Origin of the sequence: Nitrobacter winogradskyi Nb-255 (assembly GCF_000012725.1) — a bacterium.
Classification (GTDB): domain Bacteria; phylum Pseudomonadota; class Alphaproteobacteria; order Rhizobiales; family Xanthobacteraceae; genus Nitrobacter; species Nitrobacter winogradskyi.
In genome coordinates this window covers 2462847-2483748 of sequence record NC_007406.1, presented here as the reverse complement: position 1 = coordinate 2483748, position 20902 = coordinate 2462847, and the positions used below count along the sequence as shown (strand labels likewise).

14 protein-coding genes and 1 pseudogene are annotated in these 20902 nt (G+C 61.2%); 11 read left to right on the top strand and 4 right to left on the bottom strand.

The window, feature by feature from the left end:
* Positions 1–20: 20 nt before the first annotated feature.
* Together NWI_RS11865 and NWI_RS11860 are read left to right on the top strand one after the other, a co-directional pair.
* A pseudogene (locus tag NWI_RS11865) lies at positions 21–1598 on the top strand (B12-binding domain-containing radical SAM protein); the annotation flags it as partial.
* A 452-nt stretch (positions 1599–2050) separates the two neighbouring features.
* Positions 2051–4417: an efflux RND transporter permease subunit gene (locus NWI_RS11860; RefSeq protein WP_041345051.1), complete on the top strand. Its 2367-nt coding sequence runs from the start codon at positions 2051–2053 to the stop codon at positions 4415–4417.
* A gap of 41 nt (positions 4418–4458) precedes the next feature.
* On the opposite strand, the gene NWI_RS11855 is transcribed toward NWI_RS11860, so the two are convergent.
* Entirely contained in the window at positions 4459–4959 is a 501-nt protein-coding gene (locus NWI_RS11855) for a hypothetical protein (RefSeq protein ID WP_011315495.1), read from the bottom strand.
* Positions 4960–5504: 545 nt separating this feature from the next.
* Between NWI_RS11855 and NWI_RS18280 the strand changes: the two genes are divergently transcribed.
* From NWI_RS18280 to NWI_RS11825, 6 genes are all read left to right on the top strand, one after another.
* The gene (locus tag NWI_RS18280; protein ID WP_011315494.1) at positions 5505–5762 is read left to right on the top strand and encodes a hypothetical protein; all 258 of its coding nucleotides are present in this window, start codon (positions 5505–5507) and stop codon (positions 5760–5762) included.
* Between the two features lie 193 nt (positions 5763–5955).
* A complete protein-coding gene (hpnC, locus tag NWI_RS11845) occupies positions 5956–6834 on the top strand; it encodes a squalene synthase HpnC (RefSeq protein ID WP_011315493.1) in 879 nt (292 codons plus the stop codon).
* Positions 6831–7667, top strand: a complete 837-nt coding sequence (gene hpnD, locus NWI_RS11840) for a presqualene diphosphate synthase HpnD (protein ID WP_011315492.1) — start codon at positions 6831–6833, stop codon at positions 7665–7667. The genes hpnC and hpnD overlap by 4 nt, the downstream gene beginning before the upstream one ends.
* Positions 7667–8920, top strand: coding sequence for a hydroxysqualene dehydroxylase HpnE (gene hpnE, locus NWI_RS11835; protein WP_011315491.1), 1254 nt, complete (start codon positions 7667–7669; stop codon positions 8918–8920). Before hpnD ends, hpnE begins: the two co-directional genes overlap by 1 nt.
* Before the next feature lie 13 nt (positions 8921–8933).
* A complete protein-coding gene (gene shc, locus NWI_RS11830) occupies positions 8934–10898 on the top strand; it encodes a squalene--hopene cyclase (RefSeq protein ID WP_011315490.1) in 1965 nt (654 codons plus the stop codon).
* A complete protein-coding gene (locus NWI_RS11825) occupies positions 10895–11749 on the top strand; it encodes a phosphorylase (protein ID WP_041345050.1) in 855 nt (284 codons plus the stop codon). The genes shc and NWI_RS11825 overlap by 4 nt, the downstream gene beginning before the upstream one ends.
* A gap of 520 nt (positions 11750–12269) precedes the next feature.
* Here the strand turns inward: NWI_RS11825 and hpnH are convergent.
* Complete coding sequence (gene hpnH / locus NWI_RS11820) at positions 12270–13439, bottom strand: adenosyl-hopene transferase HpnH (RefSeq protein WP_011315488.1); 1170 nt, start codon at positions 13437–13439, stop codon at positions 12270–12272.
* 46 nt (positions 13440–13485) lie between these two features.
* Positions 13486–14412, bottom strand: coding sequence for a 4-hydroxy-3-methylbut-2-enyl diphosphate reductase (ispH, locus tag NWI_RS11815; protein WP_148203939.1), 927 nt, complete (start codon positions 14410–14412; stop codon positions 13486–13488).
* 508 nt (positions 14413–14920) lie between these two features.
* Here ispH and NWI_RS11810 point away from each other — a divergent pair.
* Positions 14921–17509 (top strand): MMPL family transporter, encoded by a 2589-nt coding sequence (locus NWI_RS11810; RefSeq protein WP_041345049.1) that lies wholly within the window; start codon positions 14921–14923, stop codon positions 17507–17509.
* Here the strand turns inward: NWI_RS11810 and NWI_RS11805 are convergent.
* A complete protein-coding gene (locus NWI_RS11805; RefSeq protein WP_148203847.1) occupies positions 17477–18061 on the bottom strand; it encodes a DUF2147 domain-containing protein in 585 nt (194 codons plus the stop codon). The genes NWI_RS11810 and NWI_RS11805 overlap by 33 nt on opposite strands.
* A gap of 166 nt (positions 18062–18227) precedes the next feature.
* Here NWI_RS11805 and hpnO point away from each other — a divergent pair, with 166 nt between their 5' ends.
* Complete coding sequence (gene hpnO, locus NWI_RS11800; protein ID WP_011315484.1) at positions 18228–19619, top strand: aminobacteriohopanetriol synthase HpnO; 1392 nt, start codon at positions 18228–18230, stop codon at positions 19617–19619.
* A 76-nt stretch (positions 19620–19695) separates the two neighbouring features.
* A complete protein-coding gene (locus NWI_RS11795) occupies positions 19696–20865 on the top strand; it encodes a M20 aminoacylase family protein (RefSeq protein WP_011315483.1) in 1170 nt (389 codons plus the stop codon).
* Positions 20866–20902: the final 37 nt, after the last annotated feature.

Here is a 20902-nt window from a genome sequence, read left to right as displayed (position 1 = left end):
TGCACGATGGGGAAGCTACGATGAGGGGTGTGGGTCAGCACGGAATTCGGCGTATTCTTTGCGTCTTCCCCCGATACACGTCCTCGTTCGGAACGTTTGAACACGCCTATCCGCTGACCGGTGGCGTGCAGGCCTTCATGCCGCCGCAGGGACTTCTGCTGATCGCGGCCTATCTTCCAGCCGATTGGAAGGTCCGTTTCATCGACGAGAATATACGCTTCGCGACGGATGAGGACTTCGAATGGGCCGAAGCCGTGTTCGTCAGCGGCATGCACATCCAGCGCCAGCAGATGAACGATATCTGTCGCCGCGCCCACGCCTTCAATCTTTCCGTCGCGCTCGGCGGGCCATCGGTCAGCGCCTGTCCGGATTACTATCCGTCCTTCGATTATCTTCATGTCGGCGAACTCGGCGATGCCACGGACGAACTGATCGAACGGCTGGCGCGCGATCCGTCGCGACCCGCCGCTCAGGTGGTCCTTAAAACCGCCAGCCGGCTGGACATGGACAAGTTTCCCATTCCCGCTTACGAACTGGCCGACATCAAGCATTATTTCCTGGGCAGCATCCAGTATTCCAGCGGCTGCCCTTATCAATGCGAGTTCTGCGACATTCCCGGCCTGTATGGCCGCAATCCGCGCCTCAAGACTCCCGAGCAGATCACCCGCGAACTCGACAAGCTGCTGGAATGCGGCATCAGCGGCTCGGTCTATTTCGTCGACGACAATTTCATCGGCAACCGGAAGGCTGCGCTGGAGCTTCTGCCGCATCTGATCGAATGGCAGAAGAAGACCGGTTACGTGTTGCGCTTCTCCTGCGAGGCGACACTGAACATCGCCAAGCGTCCGGAGATACTGTCGCAGATGCGCGAAGCATTCTTCGCGACGATCTTCTGCGGTATCGAGACGCCGGATCCGGTTGCGCTGAAGGCGATGCACAAGGATCACAACATGATGGTTCCCATCATGGAGGCGATCAGGACGTTGAACGATTACGGCATGGAGGTGGTCTCCGGTATCATTCTCGGACTCGATACCGACAAGCCCGAAACCGGCCAGCATTTGCTGGAGTTCATCGATCACTCCCGAATCCCGCTTTTGACCATCAACCTCCTGCAGGCGCTGCCGAAGACGCCGCTGTGGGACCGTTTGAAACGCGAGAATCGCCTGATCGATGACGACGGCCGCGACTCCAACGTCGATTTCCGTTTGCCCTATGATCACGTCGTGGCGACCTGGCGCGATTGCATGGGTCGTGCGTACGAACCTGAAAAGCTTATGGAGCGCTACGAGTACCAGATCCGCGAAACCTATCCGAAACGGATCCAGCCGCGCACGCCGCAGCAGAGGTCATGGCGCAATATCAAGCTTGGCCTGACCATGCTTCGCAACATTTTCTGGAAGGTGGGGGTGCGCGGTGATTACAGGCGCGTGTTCTGGAAGTTCGCGCTGCGCAGGCTGGCTCGGGGCGAGATCGAATATCTCATCAGCTCGGTTCTGGTTGCCCATCACCTGATCATGTTCGCGCGCTCGGCCTCGCGCGGCAAAACCAATGCTTCCTATTATTCGTTGAAACTTCGGGAAACCGCCGAAACCGCCGTTTCCGCGGAACATAAAGCGGTCGCGACCGTGCCGACCCTGCGGGCTGACAGGTCGAGCGGCCAGCGGGTCACGCCCGTCTGATAAAATTCACCTCAATAAATCGCTGGACCAGCGAGCTTCGCGGGCGCGGCGGTGCAAGGCCGGGATGGCAGGAGCACCTGCGTCAAAAGTCCCATGAGCCGAGATCATTTTGACGTGAGCGGCGCGGACAAGGGCGTGATCCGCCCTTGCTTGTAGTCTATCCGGGGAACGGCTAGAGTCTATTCTTTGTTTGAGCATGTTCTTTTTCCGAAAACCGGTTTCCACTTTTCGGCATCATGCTCTAAACGTGGCGCCCGAGATCGACGCATACTGTCGGAAGCGGACCGACCGTCCGCGGTTTCAGGGTCTGCTCCAGGGGCTTTCCGGAAATTTGCCAGGCGATGGGTTCTCGACGGAACGGACAGCATATGCATGAGAGAAATCCCGATGCGGCCGATATGACCAAACCGGATAGGCGATCGCTCAGCATCGCTTTCGGGTTCGAGCGGGTCGGGCTGATTGCGATGCGCGCGCCCATCCTGTCCTGCATCATTCTGCTGGCCATGGTCGTCGGCGCCGTGTTCGGGATCCAGCGCATCACAATTGATGACTCGCTCAGCCAGTTGTTCCGCTCCGATACCAAGGAGTATCGCCAGTACGAGGAAGTCACCAGGCGCTTTCCGTCGACTGAGTTCGACGTGCTGGTCGTGGTCGAGGGCAAGACGCTGCTCGAACGCGATAACCTCGAAAAGTTGCGTGATCTGGTCACCGATCTGCAACTGGTGGACGGTGTGCGTGGCCTGATCTCGTTGTTCTCGGCGCGTCAGGCGCCGGAGCCTGGCAAGCTGCCCGCGGCGCTGTTTCCAGCCGAACTGCCGCAAGGTGCTGAATACGACCATTTCATAGAGACCGTGAAGTCCAACGAGATCATTCGCGGCAAGCTGCTGTCGGAGGATGGCACGCTGGCGCTGGTCGTGCTGTCGCTGGAGCCGGCGATCGTCAGTGACAGCAAGCTGAAGGCGACCATCGGCCAGATCCGCCAGGTCATGAACGACGATCTTGGGGACACCGGACTCACCAAAGAGTTGTCCGGCGTGCCGGTGATGCAGCTCGAAATCCGCAACGCCGTGGAGCGTGACGGGATCATCTACAACGTCGCCGGTATCCTGGCCGGCTGCCTGATCGCGATCGTGTTCTTCCGCAAGGTTTCCTTCATGGTCGTCGCGGCGTTTCCGCCGCTGCTTGCCATCCTGCTGTCGTTGGGCGTGCTGGGCTGGGCGAACTTCAGCCTCAACATGTTTCTCAATGTGATGACTCCGCTCATCATGGTCATCAGTTTTTCCGATTCGATGCAGCTGACATTCGCGGCGCGCGACCGCCTGATCGCCGGTGAGGACAAGTATTCCGCCTTCCGCAATGCCGTGCTCGTCGTCGGGCCCGCCTGCGTCCTGACCCATGCCACCGCCGGAATTTCCTTCATCGCGCTGCAATTCTCGAACTCGGACCTGATTCGCAGCTTCGGCGAGGCCGGCCTGCTGGCGACGATCATCGCGCTGCTCGCGGTGCTGTTGCTGGTGCCCGCCTTCGGCGTTCTGCTGGTTCGCGACGAACGGCGCTTCTCGGAGAAGTTCAAAACAGCGGACTGGGGTGTGCAGGCGCTGCGCCGCTTCTGCGCCTGGATCGCGGAGCGGATGGTGGGGCGTCCCGGCTTTTTCAGCGTGCTGGCGTTGCTGGTGGTCGGTGGACTGGCGGTAGTCTACGCCAGCCTGGAGCCGCGTTACCGGCTCGCCGATCAGGTTCCGGACAAGGAGCAGGCGGTGGCGGCGAGCGGTCGCCTCGACGCCAAGCTCACCGGAGCCAATCCGATTGACATCCTGATCGAATTCCCCGCCGGCGAAACTCTGTATTCGCCGCAGACGCTGGCCACCATCGCCGCGGTCCACAAGCTGGTGGAGGAGCAGGCCGGCGTCGGCAACGTCTGGTCGATCGAAACATTGCGGCGGTGGCTTGCCGAAAAGGCCGGCAGCCACGATGTCGCGACCCTCAAGGAATATGTCAGCGTCATTCCCGAGCATCTGGTGCGTCGCTTTATCTCTGAGGACCAGACGGCGGTCGTGGTGTCGGGCCGGGTGCCTGACCGCGATTCGAGCCAGATTCTGCCGGTGGTCGAGAAGCTCGACCGCGCTATGGATGCTGTCAGAACAGCGCATCCCGGTTATGAGATGGCCGTCACCGGCCTGTCCGCCATCGCCGCGCGCAACAGCGCCAGTATGATCGAGAAGCTCAACCACGGTCTTACGATCGAGTTTGTGCTGGTTGCGGTCTTTATCGGATTGGCGTTCCGTTCGGTCGTTGTGATGTTTGCCTGCATCCTGCCCGGAATTTTCCCGGTCGTGCTGTCCGGCACGTTGTTGTGGTTGCTCGGGGAAGGGCTGCAATTCGCGAGCGTGGTCGCGCTCACGGTGTCGTTCGGCCTTGGACTGAGTGCGACCATCCACTTTCTCAACCGCCTGCGGTCGGAGACCGGGCCTGGCGTCGGCGCCGGCAAGGCGGTTGAGCGCGCGACCGTGCTGATGGGGCCGGCCTTGATTCTCACCACCGTGGTGCTGGCCTGCGGTCTGGTGGTGACAGTATTTTCGGATCTGCCGTCACTGCGGCTGTTCGGCTGGCTCAGCGCCTTCGCGATGGTCGCCGCTCTGGTGGCGGACTTCCTGATCCTTCGCCCGACCGCGATGTGGCTGATCACCTTTGCGGAACGTTTCCGCCACGGCGCCGTGGCGAAGCCGGCCGAATAAGCAGCGCCGGCGGCACGGCTTGACGGCGGATCAGTAAGTCCTCAGCGACGCGCCATGGTGATGGAAACGTTTCTGATTTCGTCCCTGGATGTGATCCTGACCGATTGCCGGTTGCCCTGGGTACGTATCGTCAGGTTCGCGGCAAAGCCGGCGGCTTGCGCGAACACGTCGATCCCGCCGCCTCCCGCGCGGCCGTGCAGGGAGCCGAAGAGGTTCCGGCTGGCTACGCTCCAATGCCCGGTAATCTCATTGCCATGGCTGGCGACGTCGCTGGAGAGATCGAACCTGTAGCTGGCGCTGGCGCAGTGCAGGCTCTGGTTCATGGCCGTGCCACGGCCGTCCACCTTGTAAGACGCCTTGCAGCGAATGTTCTCTTTCGATCCGTCGGACAGGGTGACGGTGCCTTTTCCCGACCAGTTGCCCGCGAATCCTGTGAACGGAGCAGACTGGGCGAAGCTCGCCGGGGCGGACAATGCGAGGCCCGCGACTAAACCGGCGATGATGGCGGATCCCCGAATCAGCCTGATGGCAAACTGCTTCATGTCCGGTTTTCCTTATCAAGCAGGTGCTTTGCCAATGCTTCTCGAGTTGCATCAAGCGAATAAGTTCTACTGTGCTCGCGCGGTTCAATCGGGGCGGATGAACCGTGAAAAACGAGAGGATGACACTTGACGGGCCATCGGCAAACCTGCCACGGAGCATAGCAGAATCCTTGCGCGTAATTTAGTCGATTATTTCAGCCGTGTTAAAAATTATCATCTGAAAAACCGCTTGGGTGCAGCCGGGCAATCGCCGGCCGCCGCAAATTTAGCCGTATTCGCAGCGCTTTTGACAACCGCCGATGTACCGGAAGGGTGTGCTCAGGAATGGTCCAAGTCGATCGTGTTCGCTGCGCGCCGCGGCAGCCAACAGGTTTGGGACGTCGACACGCACACGGCGTCGAAACGGCTGTGTTCCTTGCGGACTGTTTCGGTATGGTCTCGATAAAGAGTGACGTGATCTCTTCCAAAGTTTTGAAAAGCCTGTCGCCGGGTCTGCCCAGTATCGTGCAGGTTTGAGTTCTCCCTCGTTGCAATGAAGGATTATGATGTCCAAAATTTTACTATCGTCCGCCCTGCTCTTGTCCTTCGGATCGACTCTGGCAATGGCGCAGGTCCAGAGGCAGCCCCAGCTTCAACCGCACAGCGGGACTGAGGCGGAACACCGCGCTTGCGTGCGAGATGTCAGCCGTTTTTGCCGCGCCGTGATGGATCAGGGTGATTTGACGGTTCTCGCATGCCTGCAGCAGTATCGCCCGAAAATTTCCAAGGCGTGCAATCAGGTTCTGCTGAGCCACGGCCAGTAAACCCGACCGGTCATCTTTATTCGTTCCTTTTTGTCGCAGCGCCAGGCGGCTGGGCTAAAAGGCGAAAGATAGCATTGGTTTAGCTCGCGGTTTCCCCTATATGGAACGCGGGCTATTCTGCCCCGTCGGTTTTGGAACCTGCGGGAGGCCCGATTGCGATTAAGTCAACGTAACCGGTCCTGATGCCTTCCTGATGCCCGCCGCGAACCAGCTACGATCCGGAAAGACCCATCGCGACGAGAATTTTCCCGTCGCGTCGCGTCTCATTCACCCGCGTCATCGCGCGTTGATTCTCGCATTCTATAATTTCGTCCGGACGGCGGACGACATCGCCGATCACGCCGAACTCGGTGAAAAGGACAAGCTTGCCTGGCTCGACCTGTTTGAGAGCGAACTCCTGGGACAGGGAGACAGCCAGCCCGAAGCCGTCAACCTTCGCAAGGCGCTGGCGCAACGGTCGATGCCGCCGCGCCACGCCATCGATGTGCTGAAGGCGTTCCGGATGGACGTCACCAAGCTGCGCTACGAGACCTGGGACGACGTGATCGATTATTGCCGCTACTCGGCGATGCCGGTCGGGCGTTTCATGCTCGACGTGCATGGCGAGAGCATGTCGACCTGGACCGCGTCGGACGCCCTGTGCGCCGGCCTGCAGATCAACAACCATCTTCAGGATTGCGCCAAGGATTACAGGAATCTCAACCGCGTTTATCTGCCGCGCGATGCGCTTGCCGCCTCGGGCGTCTCGGTGGAAATGCTCGGGGAGGACAAATCCTCGCCGGCGCTCCTGCAATGCCTGCACGCGCTCGCCGGACGGACCGAAGTTTTGCTCGACGAGGGCCGGCCGCTCGCGGGCGAGATCAGGGATACGAGGCTGGGACTTGAAGTCGGCGTGATTCAGATGTTCGCCGACAAGATCGTCGCCTTGCTGAAAGCGCGCGATCCTCTGAGCGAGACGGTTCATCTCAAGCCGCTGCAACTGCTCGGTTACAGCGCCGCCGGCATCACCATGGAAATGCTTCGCCGCTTGCTGCGGCGACGGCCGGTGTCGAACCCTGCGGCCGGCGCATGACAATCGCGACGACAGCCGACGCGAGTTCGGGAGAAACCGCGTCCAACAGTTCGTTCTACGCGGCGATGCGTATCCTGCCGCGCGCGCAGCGCGAGGCGATGTTCCAGATCTACACGTTTTGCCGCTATGTGGACGACATTGCGGATTCGGACCGTCCACGGTCCGAACGGCAGGCCGCGCTTCAGCAGTGGCGTGACGATATCGACGCGCTCTATCAGGGACGCGCGCCGGAACGGTTGCGCGATTACGTCGCCTCCGTTGACGCCTTCGGCATGCGCCGCGAGGATTTTCTTGCCGTCATCGACGGTATGGAAATGGACGTGCTGGCGGATATTCGCGCGCCTGAGGAAGCCACGCTCGATCTGTATTGCGATCGCGTCGCCAGCGCCGTCGGACGGCTGTCGGTCCGGGTGTTCGGCTTGCCTGAGCAGGACGGCATCCTGCTCAGCCACCATCTTGGCCGCGCCCTGCAGTTGACGAACATCCTGCGTGACCTCGACGAGGACGCCGCGATCGGCCGGCTGTACGTGCCGCGCGAGGAACTGCTCCGCGCCGGTATAGACTGCACCGATCCGGCCGCCGTGATATCGAGCCCGGCGATCCCCGAAGTCTGTGTCCGGCTCATGGAGCGGGCGCGGACGCATTTCGTCGAATCGGACGAGATCATGAATCGTAACGCGCGCCGTGCCGTGCGAGCGCCGCGCATCATGTCGAAATATTATCACGCGATACTGGATTTGCTGGAGGAGCGCGGTTTTCAGCCGCCACGTTCACCCGTCCGCGTGAGCTACGCGGCGAAGATCGCCATCGTCCTTCGGTATGCGTTGATCTGATGGAACGGACCGTTCATATCGCCGGTGGCGGCATTTCCGGGCTTGCGGCGGGCGTGCGCCTGGCCGACGCCGGTTATCTGGTTCGCGTGCACGAGGCCGCGCAGCAGGTGGGCGGCCGTTGCCGTTCCTATTTCGACGGCGCGACCAATCTGACGATCGATAACGGCAACCATCTGGTGCTCTCCGGCAACAACAATGTGATGGCCTATGCACGCACGATCGGCTCCGAAGCCGGCCTGCGGGGGCCGCCGGAGGCCGAGTTCCAGTTCATCGATCTTGCCGCCGATAAACGCTGGACCCTGCGGATCAACGACGGGCGCGTTCCATTCTGGGTGTTCGACCGCACTCGCCGGGTTCCGGACACATCACCCGCCGATTACTTCGCGCTCGCGCCGCTGATCTGGGCGAGCGCCGGCACGCGGGTCGGCGACGCCATCAAGTGCGAGGGCGTGCTTTACAAGCGGCTGGTGCTGCCGCTTCTGCTTGCGGCGCTGAACATCGATCCGCCCGATGGATCGGCCGGCCTTGCCGGTGCGATCATTCGCGAGACGTTGCTGGCGGGTGGGCAGGCGTGCCGCCCGTTGATCGCGCGCGACGGGCTGAGTTCGGTGCTGATCGAGCCGGCGATCGGTTACATTCGCGCCAGGGGCGGCAGCGTCGATGTCGGCCACGAGGTGAGGCGTCTCACGATGGCGCACGGCAGGGTCACGGAACTCGCGCTCGGCGATCAGACCATCGCGCTCGGGCCTGAAGATGCCGTCGTGATGGCGGTTCCGCCGCGCTCCGCGGCCATGTTGCTGCCCGGCCTGACCGTGCCGACCAGGTTCCGCGCCATCGTCAACGCGCATTTCCGTTTCGTTCCGCCGCCGCATCATCCGCCGATGATCGGCGTCGTGAACGGCCTGATCGAATGGCTGTTCGCGTTTCCGGACCGATTTTCCATCACCATCAGCGGTGGCGACCGGCTGGTGGACATGCCGCGCGAGGAACTGGCGCGGGCGATCTGGAAGGATATCTGCGCGGTCGCCGGCCTCGAGGCCGAGATGCCGGCCTGGCAGATCGTGCGCGAGCGCCGCGCCACATTCGAGGCTTCGCCCGAGCAGAATGCCCTGCGTCCGGGAACCCTGACGGCTTGGAAAAACCTGTTTCTCGCCGGCGACTGGACTGATACGGGGTTGCCGGCAACCATCGAGGGATCGGTTCGCTCCGGAAACCGGGCCGCCGATCACGTTCTGAAAACCCGCTCAATCTGAGACGTCAGTCGCCATGAATTCCATCAACGCCACAGCCGCGCCGATCGACGATAATGTTCTCGGGGACCGTATCGGCGCCGCGACGCGCGGGCTTCTAAGCCTCAAGCAGTCGGACGGTCATTTTGTGTTCGAACTCGAGGCCGACGCAACCATCCCGTCCGAATACATCCTGATGCGGCATTACCTCGGCGAACCCGTCGATACGGTGCTCGAAGCCAAGATCGCGGCTTACCTCCGCCGCATCCAGGGCGCGCATGGCGGCTGGCCGCTGGTGCATGACGGCCCGTTCGACATGAGCGCCAGCGTGAAGGCCTATTTCGCGCTGAAAATGGCCGGCGATTCCATCGACGCGCCACACATGGCGCGGGCGCGCGAGGCCATCCTGTCCCGAGGCGGCGCGGCGAATGTGAACGTCTTCACGCGCTTTCTGCTCTCGTTTTTCGGCGAACTGACGTGGCGCAGCGTTCCGGTGCTGCCGGTCGAGATCATGCTGCTGCCGATGTGGTCGCCGTTCCATCTCAACAAGGTCTCCTACTGGGCGCGCACCACCATGGTGCCGCTGATGGTGCTGGCCGCGCTGAAGCCGCGCGCGCGCAATCCGCGCGGCATCGGCATCCGCGAACTTTTTCTTGAGGATCCGGCGACGGTAGGCACGCCGAAGAGGGCTCCGCACCAAAGTCCGGGCTGGTTCGCGCTGTTTACCGGCTTTGACCGGGTCTTGCGGCTGATAGAACCGCTGTCTCCCAAGTGGCTGCGGGCGCGCGCCATGAAAAAGGCGATCGCGTTTGTCGAGGAGCGCCTCAACGGAGAGGACGGCCTCGGCGCGATCTTTCCGCCGATGGTCAATACGGTGATGATGTATGACGCGTTGGGATTCCCACCGGAGCATCCGCCGCGCGCGGTGACGCGACGCGGCATCGACAAGCTTCTGGTCGTCGGCGAAAATGAGGCCTACTGCCAGCCATGCGTGTCGCCGATCTGGGATACCGCGCTGAGCTGTCACGCGCTGCTCGAAGCGGGCGGACCTGAGGCCGTAAACAGCGCCGGCAAATGCCTCGATTGGCTACTTCTGAAACAGGAACTGGTTCTCAAGGGCGACTGGGCGGTGAAACGTCCGGACGTGCGGCCGGGCGGCTGGGCGTTTCAATACGCCAACGGCCACTATCCCGATCTCGACGATACCGCTGTCGTGGTCATGGCGATGGATCGGGTGCGCCGGAACGGCCCGAATGGTCGATACGACGAAGCGATCGCGCGTGGTCGTGAGTGGATCGAGGGGATGCAGAGCCGGGACGGCGGCTTTGCCGCGTTCGATGCCGACAATCTTGAATACTACCTTAACAACATCCCGTTCTCCGACCATGCCGCTCTGCTCGATCCGCCGACCGAGGATGTCACCGCGCGGTGCGTCTCGATGCTGGCGCAACTCGGCGAGACCGTGGACAGCAGCTCGTCCATGGCGGCGGGAGTCGAGTATCTGCGCCGGACCCAGCTCGCGGAGGGTTCGTGGTACGGCCGCTGGGGCCTGAACTACATCTACGGCACCTGGTCAGTGCTCTGCGCGCTCAACGTCGCCGGGGTCGATCACCAGGATCCCGTGATCCGCCGGGCGGTGAACTGGCTGGTGTCGATCCAGAATGCCGATGGCGGCTGGGGCGAGGATGCGGTCAGCTACCGACTCGACTATAAGGGATTCGAGGGAGCGCCGACCACGGCTTCGCAGACGGCCTGGGCGTTGCTGGCCTTGATGGCGGCGGGCGAGGTCGAAAATCCTGCGGTGGCGAGGGGAATCAAGTACCTGATAGACACACAAACAAAAAAAGGTCTGTGGGACGAGCAGCGCTATACGGCCACGGGCTTTCCACGCGTATTTTATCTGAGGTACCATGGCTACTCCAAGTTCTTCCCGCTCTGGGCGCTGGCGCGGTATCGGAATTTGAGAAGCACCAATAGCAAGGCGGTAGGGGTCGGGATGTGAGTTTGGGGACGACGATTGACGTGTCCGTGGGCGATGCCCTTGACCCGCGGCCGGTATTGATTGTGACCGGTCTGGTTCAGGAAGCCCGCATCGCCGCAGGCCCCGGCATGACCGTCATTTGCAGCAGCAGCAATCCCCGGCAGTTGCGCAAGCTTCTCGACCAATTCGATTCGTCCACGGTGCGCGGCGTGATCAGCTTCGGCGTCGCCGGCGGGCTCGATCCGTCCCTGAAATCGGGAGACGTTGTCGTTGCAACGGAAGTCGTGAACGGTCCTTCGCGGTGGCGGGCAGGCCTCGCTTTGAGCGAGGAACTGATCGACGGCACCGGTCTGGGCGGTCAAAAGGTGGTGCGCGCCGGGCTTGCCGGCGTCGAGCAGGTCGTGCTGGGACAGGCCGGCAAGGCGGTGCTCCATGCGACGACCGGCGCTTCGGCTGTCGATATGGAAAGTCACATCGCGGCTGCTTATGCGACGGAGGCAGGTCTCCCTTTCGCCGCCTTGCGTGTGATCAGTGATCCGGCGACGCGGGCGCTGCCGGCGATCGCCCGCAACGCCATCAAGCCGAACGGCAACATCGACCTGAAGAAGGTGCTGAGCGGCCTTGCTCGAAATCCGCTGACTTTGCGTGCGCTGGTGTCGACCGGAGTGGATTTCAATCGGGCTCTGCGCTCCTTGCGCGGATGCCGTGTTTTTCTGTTGGGCGGTGCGACTCTCGCTCCGGCGGATTATCCAGCGGCGCCGGCCGCAAGATCCCGGGGGCCAGGCCATCGAAAAGGCCGCGCCGGAGAGCCGGTTCCGGCAAGGCGCTTTTCCGGTTTGCGAGCGAGCGTGCCTCAACCCGCCCGGCTTTGATGGGCTGAGCCGGGTCGACTCTTCAAACATGCGATCGCGTTAGAGCATTTTCCGGCGAAGTGGATACCGGTTCGCGTGAAGAAAACGCGTCAAAACAAGATCATAGAGCCTCGCTTCTGATTCCATCAGAAGCGAAAAGGCTATAGGTTGAAGCGCGTTGCTGTGTTGGCGAGGTCGCCGGCGCATTTGCGGCGACATCTGGTTCCAGGGGAACCGAGGCTTCGCAACCCACGGCGTTTTCCAGCGAAGCACATCCTTCGGCGTGACCCGAGGGTCGGGATACCGGCTCGCGTGAAGAACACGCGTCAGATCAGATCACATAGCGTTTTCGAGTGAAGCGGGCGCTGGTTCTGGTGAAGAAAATACATCCAATCAAAGCCCAAGAGCCCCGCTTCTGATTCCATCAGAAGCGGGGCTCCCGGATTTCCCGGTTGAGACCAGACCGGCTAATCCGGAAAGCTCACAACGGTGTTCTTTTGCTGCGAGTCTGCGCGGGCTGCGGGCCTGTCGCGAAACGGTGTCACGCTGCGGTAGAGTCCTTCTGTTCCTTTGCCGCCTGCTTGGCAGCGGCGGCGGCAGCTTCATCCTTGCGGATTTCCGACAATTTCTTCTGAACCTGCTCGGCGAAGATGTATTGCGCGGGACGCTGCGTGCTGAGATCGATCTCGGGCGCCATCGGGCCCGTGGTCCGGACCCCGCGCAAGGCCACCCACATGGTCTTGAGCGGGTTGTTCAAGGCGGCGGTGGCGGCGGTCGGCTCGTATCCGCAGTGCGCCATGCAGTTGGCGCACTTTTCATACTTGCCGGTCCCGTAGGAATCCCAGTCGGTGGTCTCCATGAGTTCCTTGAAGGTTTTGGTATAGCCTTCGCCGAGCAGGTAGCAGGGTTTCTGCCAACCGAAAATGTTGCGCGCCGGCATTCCCCATGGCGTGCAATGATATTCCTGATTGCCGGCGAGGAAGTCGAGGAACAGGCTGGAGTGCATGAAACTCCACTTCTTGCCCTTGCCGAGCGCGAAGACATCACGAAACAGTTTTTTGGTCTTGGTGCGGTTCAGGAAGTGCTCCTGATCGGGCGCGCGCTCATAGGCGTAACCCGGCGACATCGAAACGCCGACGCCAAGCTCGGCCGTGAAGTCGAGGAACTTTGCGATCTCTTCCGCCGGATAATTGTCGAAGATCGTGGCGTTGACGTTGACGGTGAAACCCCGTGCCTTCGCCGCCTTGATGGCGGAGACCGCGCGATCGAACACGCCCTCCTGGCATACCGACTTGTCATGGTGCTCGCGCAGGCCGTCGAGATGCACGGAAAAAAACAGATAGGGCGAGGGCTCGAACAGATCGAGCTTTTTCTCCAGCAGGAGCGCGTTGGTGCAGAGCGAGACGAACTTCTTGCGCGCGACCAGTCCGCGCACGATCTCGCCGATCTCCTTGTGGATCAGCGGTTCGCCGCCCGGAATGGCGACCATCGGCGCTCCGCATTCCTCGGCGGCGTCCCAGCATTCCTGAGCGCTCATGCGACGGTTCAGGATCGCATCGGGGTAGTCGATCTTGCCGCATCCGGCGCAGCCGAGATTGCAGCGGAAGAGGGGTTCCAGCATCAGCACAAGCGGATAGCGCTTGCGGCCCATCAGCTTCTGCTTGATCAGATACCCGCTGATCTTCAGTTCTTTGAAAAACGGTATTGCCATAATCGAGTGTTCTTTCGGGAGTTAACAGCTGAAAATCTGAAGGGGATCAAGCTGAGGTGAGTTCAGAGGGAAGCCGGAATTCAATGTTCTCTTCGCGTCCCGGCAGGACCGAGACAGCGACCGGCCTGATGCGCTTCAAGGCCTCGATGACGTCGTCGACCAGGACTTCCGGAGCCGAAGCGCCCGCGGTAACGCCCACGGCTTTCGCCCCTTCCAGCCACTCAGCGTTGAGTTCGCTGCCGTCAGCGATAAGATAACTGGCGACGCCGACCTCGGTGCCAATTTCCCGCAGCCGGTTTGAATTGGAACTATTGGCTGCGCCGACCACCAGAATGACGTCCACCAGCTTGCTCAGGTCTCTTACCGCGGATTGGCGATTCTGCGTTGCATAGCAGATATCCCGCGTATCGGGACCTTGAATATCAGTAAAACGCTGCTGGAGGGCGATGATGATGTCCTTGGTGTCGTCGACGCTCAGCGTCGTCTGCGTGATATAGGCCACGGGCGTATCGGCGGGCAGCGTCAGGGCCGCGACGTCGTCGACATTCTGAACAAGCAGGACGGGTCCTGGAACCTGTCCCATAGTTCCCTCGACCTCGGGATGGCCGGCATGGCCGATCAGGATCAGGGTCCGGCCCTTGGACGTGTAGCGTTTGCCCTGGTTGTGAACCTTGGTGACGAGCGGGCAGGTGGCGTTGAGCACGGGAAGACCGCGAGCGGCGGCCTCTTCTTCCACGCTTTGCGCCACGCCGTGAGCACTGAATACGGTCACCGCCTTTGGAGGGACCTCCGACAGATCCTCGACGAAAATCGCCCCTTTATTCTTCAGGCTTTCGACGACGTATTTGTTGTGTACGATCTCGTGGCGGACATACACTGGGGGACCGTACTTCTCCAGCGCGCGTTCGACAGTCTCGATCGCGCGGACAACGCCTGCGCAGAATCCGCGCGGCTGTGCCAGCAGAACTTCAATCGGACGAGGATCAGTCAATTCGCACCTTATGCATTATGCTGTAACTCCATATAGAACCGGACGGTCTTCTCAAAATCGCGCGCGCCTTCAAGAAATGTCACAGACGTATAATCTGCGAGCCGCCATTTCCGGGTTTCAAAGCTATGACATATATGGCATTTGCGTCAGAACAAAACGCTCCGATGCCGCAGACTCCTAGCCCGCGGCCGATCCCGGAACAAGATCCCCGGTATTATGATATAGGGTTAACCTGCCTGAATGGCCCTCACTCATTCGTCACTTGCCGTTCGTGGAGTCGACTATATCAAGGCGCTTGAATCATCGGCAATCTCCCGAACCAAACCCTTCCGCGGGTGTTACGCACCTTATCCATGTCTCTGAAATAGCATAAAAACTCATTATAGCGTTTCGAGCGAAGCAGGTATCGCCTCGCGTGAAAAGAACGCGTCAAAACAAACGCCGGTCCGCTCGTGGTGCGTATCCGTATACGGTAGCAGAAAGAAAGAATGTGCTGACAAGTACTGTTGTTTCAATCGTTAAGGCTTGCACGCGATTTGCCTGGGCTACTGCATTGATTGCGACCGTCCTGGCCGCCGGGGCTGTCTTCTATTCGGTTAAGAATTTCGAAATAAATACGGATATCAATAGGTTAATATCTCCCGACCTGGATTGGCGGCAACGCGACATCGCGTTCGAGAAGGCGTTCGACCGGGAGAGGCTGATTCTTGCGGTCGTGGAGGCCCCCACGGCGGAGTTCGCCAGTGCCGCCGGCGCTATGCTGGCCGCGAAGCTCACCGAGGATCATCGCCATTTCGAATCCGTCCAGTTCCTGGGCGGCGGGCCGTTTTTCGAGCGCAACGGCCTCTTGTTCCTCCCCACGGAGGAGGTCAAGCAACTCACCGGCCAGTTCGGCGAGGCCGCGCCGCTGGTCGAGATCATGGCCGGCGATCCGAGCTTGCGCGGGCTGACCGCCGCGCTCGAAACGGCGCTGGTTGGCTTGAAGCGGGGGCAGTTCGAACTCGACAGCACCGCTAGGCCGTTCTCGCTGATCGCCGGGAGCGTCGAGGACGTGCTGACAAAGGGAAGCGGCGTCTTCTCCTGGCGTCAGCTTGCAAGCGACAAGCCGCTGCCGGATTCCGATCGCCGCTCGCTGATCCAGATCAAACCATACCTCGATTTCAACGCGCTGGAGCCCGGAAAGGACGCCACCGATGCGATCCGTAACGCCGCCTCCGATCTGGATATCGCCGGCAAGTTCGGGGCGCGCGTCCGGCTGACCGGGCCGGTTCCGATCGCCAACGAGGAATTCGCCACCGTGCAGGAGGGGGCGATCGTCAACGGCGTGGGGACGGTGCTGATCGTGCTGGTGATCCTCTGGCTGGCGTTGCGCTCGCCGAAAATCATCCTCGCGGTGTCCGCAACGCTGTTCATCGGATTGGCGATCACGACGGCGGTCGGCCTTATGATGGTGACATCGCTCACGCTGCTGTCGATCGCCTTTGCCGTTCTGTTTGTCGGTCTCGGCGTTGATTTCGGCATCCAGTACAGCGTCCGCTACCGATCCGAGCGTTTCAAGTCCGACGATCTGGAAAGGGCGCTGGTGGTGGCGGCCAAGCGTTCCTCGGTCCCGCTTTCGCTGGCGGCGCTGGCGACAGCGGCGGGCTTCCTGTCGTTCATGCCGACTGATTACAAGGGCGTTTCGGAACTCGGCAAAATCGCCGGCGTGGGCATGATGATTGCGTTTTTCGCGAGCATCACCATTCTTCCGGCCCTGCTGCGCATTCTGAACCCGCCGGGCGAGAAAGAGCCCGTCGGCTACGCGTTTCTGGCTCCGCTCGATCGCTTTCTCGAAGACCATCGCGTGGCGATCGTCGGCGGCACGATCGCGGTCGTCATTCTCGGCGCGCCTGCGCTTTACTTCCTGCGGTTCGATTTCAATCCGATCCACCTCAGGAGCGCAAAGGTCGAGTCGATCGCGACGTATCTGGATTTGCGAAAAGATCCCGATACAGGCGCGAACGCCATCAATGTGATGGTCAAGTCCGAACAGGAAGCGCGGCAGGTCGAGGCCCGGCTCGCCGAGGTGCCTGAAGTCGCAAGCACCCGGTCGCTCGATAGTTTTGTGCCCGCTGACCAGCCCGCGAAGCTCAAGCTGATCGCGCGGGGCGCCAAAATTCTTGACCCCGCGCTCAATCCGGATTCGATCGATCCGCCGCCCTCGGACGAGGAGAATATCGACGCGCTGAAGGGTACCGCCGATAGCCTGCGGAAGGCGGCAGGCACTCATCAGGGGGCGGGTGCCACTGCCGCGAAACGGCTGGCTGACGACCTGACCCGGTTGGCTGATTCGAACCAGGCCACGCGCGAGAAAGCGCAAGCCGCGTTCGTCGAGCCGCTTAAGATCATGTTCGATCAGCTACGCAACTTGCTGAAGGCGGAGCCTGTCACGCTTGAATCCCTGCCGCCGGATTTCGTGAATCTCTGGAAGAGCGAGGACGGCATTACCCGTGTCGAAGTATTGCCGCGCGGGGATCCGGACAACAATGAAACGCTGCGAGAATTTGCCAGCGCCGTGCTTGCAGCCGCGCCCAACGCGATCGGCGGGCCGGTATCGATTCTCAAGTCCGGCGACACCATCGTCAAGGCGTTCATCGAGGCCGGGCTTTGGGCTCTGGTCTCCATCAGCATTCTGCTCTGGCTGGCGCTGCGGCGGATTACCGATGTGCTGTTGACGCTGGTGCCGCTGCTGGTGGCCGGAGCCGTCACGCTGGAGATATGCGTGTTGATCGGACTCCCGCTCAACTTCGCCAACATCGTGGCGCTGCCCTTGCTGCTCGGCGTCGGCGTGGCGTTCAAGATTTATTATGTCACGGCATGGCGATCCGGCAGAACGAACCTGCTGCAATCAAGCCTGACACGGGCGATCTTCTTCAGCGCCCTGACAACCGCGACTGCTTTCGGGAGCCTGTGGTTGTCCAGTCATCCGGGCACGGCAAGTATGGGTAAGCTGCTGGCGCTGTCACTCATCACCACACTTGCCGCGGTGCTCCTGTTTCAGCCCGCGTTAATGGGTCGCCCCCGCGATGTCGGGAAGTAGGCAGATGTCGCCGACAGGATCATCGGATGCCGTGCCGGTGGTCGATGCCTTGTTTTTGGACGAGGTTTTGTGTGGCTTCGCGGTCTTGGCTGTGCCTGTCTTTGAGGCAGTCGCGCCAGGGGCGTTGGACGCACTGGTCGAAATCGGTGGGCCGACGCGGGTCCACGTCTCGCCGCCGCAAAGAAAGCCGAGCACGCAACCTTCGATCTCGAGTTGATCGGGCGATGCAAGCTTGATCGTCGACTCGTATGTCTTGCCGTCCTTTGCGTTGTAGACTTGGCCTTCCCACGCATCCTTGTCGGCCTTCTTCTTCATATCCAGAAGGATCGGCATCCCCAGCGTCGGCCGGCTCCTTTTGGAGGCGTCCGGATTGTTCCGATCGACGCCGCCAGGCTTTTTCTCCCACGCGACAACGCCCCACATCGAGCCGTTGCATTCGGCGACGCGAATGTTGGCGACTCCCTCGGCAACGCGCCAGTCACCGGTCGGATCAGCCGCTCCGGCGACACCGGAACTCGCCGTCATCACGGTTGCCGCGACAAGGGAAGTCATGGCGGAAGTTCTGCAATAATCTAGAATACGCATGGGATGTCTCGAGCGCTGGAGCATATTTTCAAGCCTGTGCTGAGGGTAGAGGATTGGGGATCAGTGACAAAGTCGAATGCCGTATTCACGTTTTTCAGTTGACGAAGCGGTCATCAACCGAACTATGTAGCGGATGCTATATCCAAATCTAGACGTTTCCGAGATGTTTGTGGAGCGGCAGGCGCAACGCAGCGCGATGCACGTCCGCCATCTCAATGAACAGCTTGTCAGGGTTCTGAAGACCATCGGCTATGACGTTGGTTTCCAAAGCGGGCAGGGTCAATATCTGGTCGATCGCGATGGCGCGCGTTATCTTGATCTACTGAGCGGGTTTGGCGTTTTTGCGATCGGCCGGAACCATCCGGTGTTGCGGCATGCGCTGAAAAGCGTTCTCGACAGTGATCTTCCCAATCTCGTGCAGATGGATGTCTCCACGCTGGCCGGTGTTCTGGCCGAGCGGCTGCTCGATCATATTCCTTATCTCGACAAGGTGTTTTTTGCGAATTCCGGAGCGGAAAGCGTCGAGGCCGCCATCAAGTTCGCGCGCGTCGCCACCGGGCGGACCGGTATCGTGTACTGCGATCACGGCTACCATGGCCTGACCTACGGTGCACTCTCGCTGACGGACGACAAGAATTTCCGTGGCGGATTCGATCCCCTGCTGCCGGATTGCAAGGTGGTTCCCTTCAATGATCTGGCCGCGCTGGAGCAGGCGCTGTCGTCGCGCCAGATCGCGGCCCTCATCGTCGAGCCGATCCAGGGCAAGGGCGTCAATATGCCCACCGATGAGTTCCTGCCCGGAGCCGCCGCGTTGTGTCGCAAATATGGCACGCTGTTCGTGGCGGATGAAATTCAAACCGGTATCGGCCGTACCGGACGGTTTCTGGCCGTCGAGCACTGGAACGTCGAGCCGGACATGGTGCTGCTGGCCAAGGCGTTGTCCGGCGGTCATGTGCCGATCGGCGTGGTGCTGACCCGCAAGCACATCTTCGACAAAGTCTTCAACCGGATGGATCGCGCCGTCGTGCACGGTTCGACATTCGCCAAAAACGATCTCGCGATGGCGGCCGGCATTGCCACGCTTGAAGTGCTGAAAGCCGAGAATCTGATCGAGAACGCGGCGCGGCGCGGCGCGGAATTGCAGCTGGCGCTCAACCGCATGGTGCCCGGCTATGAACTTCTGAAAGAGGTGCGCGGCAAGGGCCTCATGATCGGCGTCGAGTTCGGGCCTCCGAAATCGCTGCGCCTGAGAGCGTCCTGGAATCTGCTGGAAACCGCCAACAAGGGTCTGTTCTGCCAGCTTATCACCGTGCCGTTGTTCAAGGATCACAAGATCCTCACCCAGGTCGCCGGTCACGGCAGCCATACGATCAAGCTGCTGCCGCCGCTCATCATCAATGACGAAGACTGCAAGTGGATCGAGACCTCGTTCGACAGCGTCATTGCCGCAAGCCATCAGGTTCCAGGTGCGATCTGGTCGCTCGGCAAGACCTTGATGGATAATGCCGTCCGCAAGTCGGCGTGACGCCCTTACCGTCTGCTGAACGAGTGCAATCAAATGCGCCGGGGAGATTCTTGCAACCCGGCCCGGAAACTCAAAGATGCCTGTCGTCAACCGCGTTGCCGATCTGCAATCCGATATCGCCGGCTGGCGCAGGGATATCCACGCCCACCCGGAGTTGCTCTACGACGTTCCTCGCACCGCCGCGTTCGTGGCCGACCGCTTGCGGGAGTTCGGCTGTGACGAGATCGTAACCGGTCTAGGCAGCACCGGCGTCGTCGGCGTCATCAAGGGCAGACGCCCGGCGGGCGGGGAGGTCAAGGTGATCGGTCTGCGCGCCGACATGGACGCGCTGCCGATCCAGGAGGAAACCAACCTGCCTTACGCCTCGGCGACGGCCGGCAGAATGCATGCCTGCGGTCATGACGGCCACACCGCGATGTTGCTTGGCGCCGCGCGCTATCTCGCGGAGACGCGGAATTTCGCCGGTGAGGCGATCGTGATCTTTCAGCCGGCGGAAGAGGGCGGCGCAGGCGCCGCGGCGATGATCAAGGACGGGCTGATGGATCGTTTCAGGATCGATCAGGTCTATGGCATGCATAACCTCCCCGGCGTTCCGCTCGGAGCCTTCGCGATCCGGCCGGGGCCGATCATGGCCGCGACCGACAGCGTCGATTTCAGGATCGAGGGTCACGGCGGCCACGCCGCGCGTCCGCATCTGTGCATCGACCCGGTGCTGGCAGGTTCGCAGCTTGTCATGGCCCTGCAATCGATCGTGTCGCGCAATGTCGATCCGCTGGAATCGGCGGTGATTTCCATATGCGAGTTCCGCGCCGGCAGCACCCGCAACGTCATTCCGCAGACGGTCGAGTTGCGCGGAACCGTCCGCGCCCTGAAGGCCGACGTGCGCGACCAGATGGAGAAGCGGATTCGGGAGGTCGCCGCCGGCGTGGCGCTGACAACCGGCGCCAACATCGATGTCAAATTCCGGCGCGGCTATCCGGTCACGGTGAATCATCCGGAGCAGACGGAAACCGCGATCAGGATCGCGAAAGAGATTGCTGGCGACGGCAATGTTCACGGGACGCCGCCGATGATGGGTGGGGAGGATTTCGCCTATATGCTGGAAGCCCGGCCCGGCGCTTTCATCTTCATCGGCAATGGCGACAGCGCGGGCCTGCATCATCCCGCCTACAACTTCAACGACGACGCCATCGCATATGGCTCGTCGTACTGGATCAGGCTGGTCGAGACCACGCTGGCGGCATAAGCAGCTTTTGAACACAAAAGTGGCTATGAATCAGCGG

Excerpts from the sequence above, each read along its gene's own strand:
- NWI_RS11860 (WP_041345051.1), top strand. The coding sequence starts at position 2,051 with ATGCATGAGAGAAATCCCGATGCGGCCGATATGACCAAACCGGATAGG.
- NWI_RS11855 (WP_011315495.1), bottom strand. The coding sequence starts at position 4,959 with ATGAAGCAGTTTGCCATCAGGCTGATTCGGGGATCCGCCATCATCGCC.
- NWI_RS18280 (WP_011315494.1), top strand. The coding sequence starts at position 5,505 with ATGTCCAAAATTTTACTATCGTCCGCCCTGCTCTTGTCCTTCGGATCG.
- hpnC (WP_011315493.1), top strand. The coding sequence starts at position 5,956 with ATGCCCGCCGCGAACCAGCTACGATCCGGAAAGACCCATCGCGACGAG.
- hpnD (WP_011315492.1), top strand. The coding sequence starts at position 6,831 with ATGACAATCGCGACGACAGCCGACGCGAGTTCGGGAGAAACCGCGTCC.
- hpnE (WP_011315491.1), top strand. The coding sequence starts at position 7,667 with ATGGAACGGACCGTTCATATCGCCGGTGGCGGCATTTCCGGGCTTGCG.
- shc (WP_011315490.1), top strand. The coding sequence starts at position 8,934 with ATGAATTCCATCAACGCCACAGCCGCGCCGATCGACGATAATGTTCTC.
- hpnH (WP_011315488.1), bottom strand. The coding sequence starts at position 13,439 with ATGGCAATACCGTTTTTCAAAGAACTGAAGATCAGCGGGTATCTGATC.
- NWI_RS11805 (WP_148203847.1), bottom strand. The coding sequence starts at position 18,061 with ATGACTTCCCTTGTCGCGGCAACCGTGATGACGGCGAGTTCCGGTGTC.
- hpnO (WP_011315484.1), top strand. The coding sequence starts at position 18,228 with ATGCTATATCCAAATCTAGACGTTTCCGAGATGTTTGTGGAGCGGCAG.
- NWI_RS11795 (WP_011315483.1), top strand. The coding sequence starts at position 19,696 with ATGCCTGTCGTCAACCGCGTTGCCGATCTGCAATCCGATATCGCCGGC.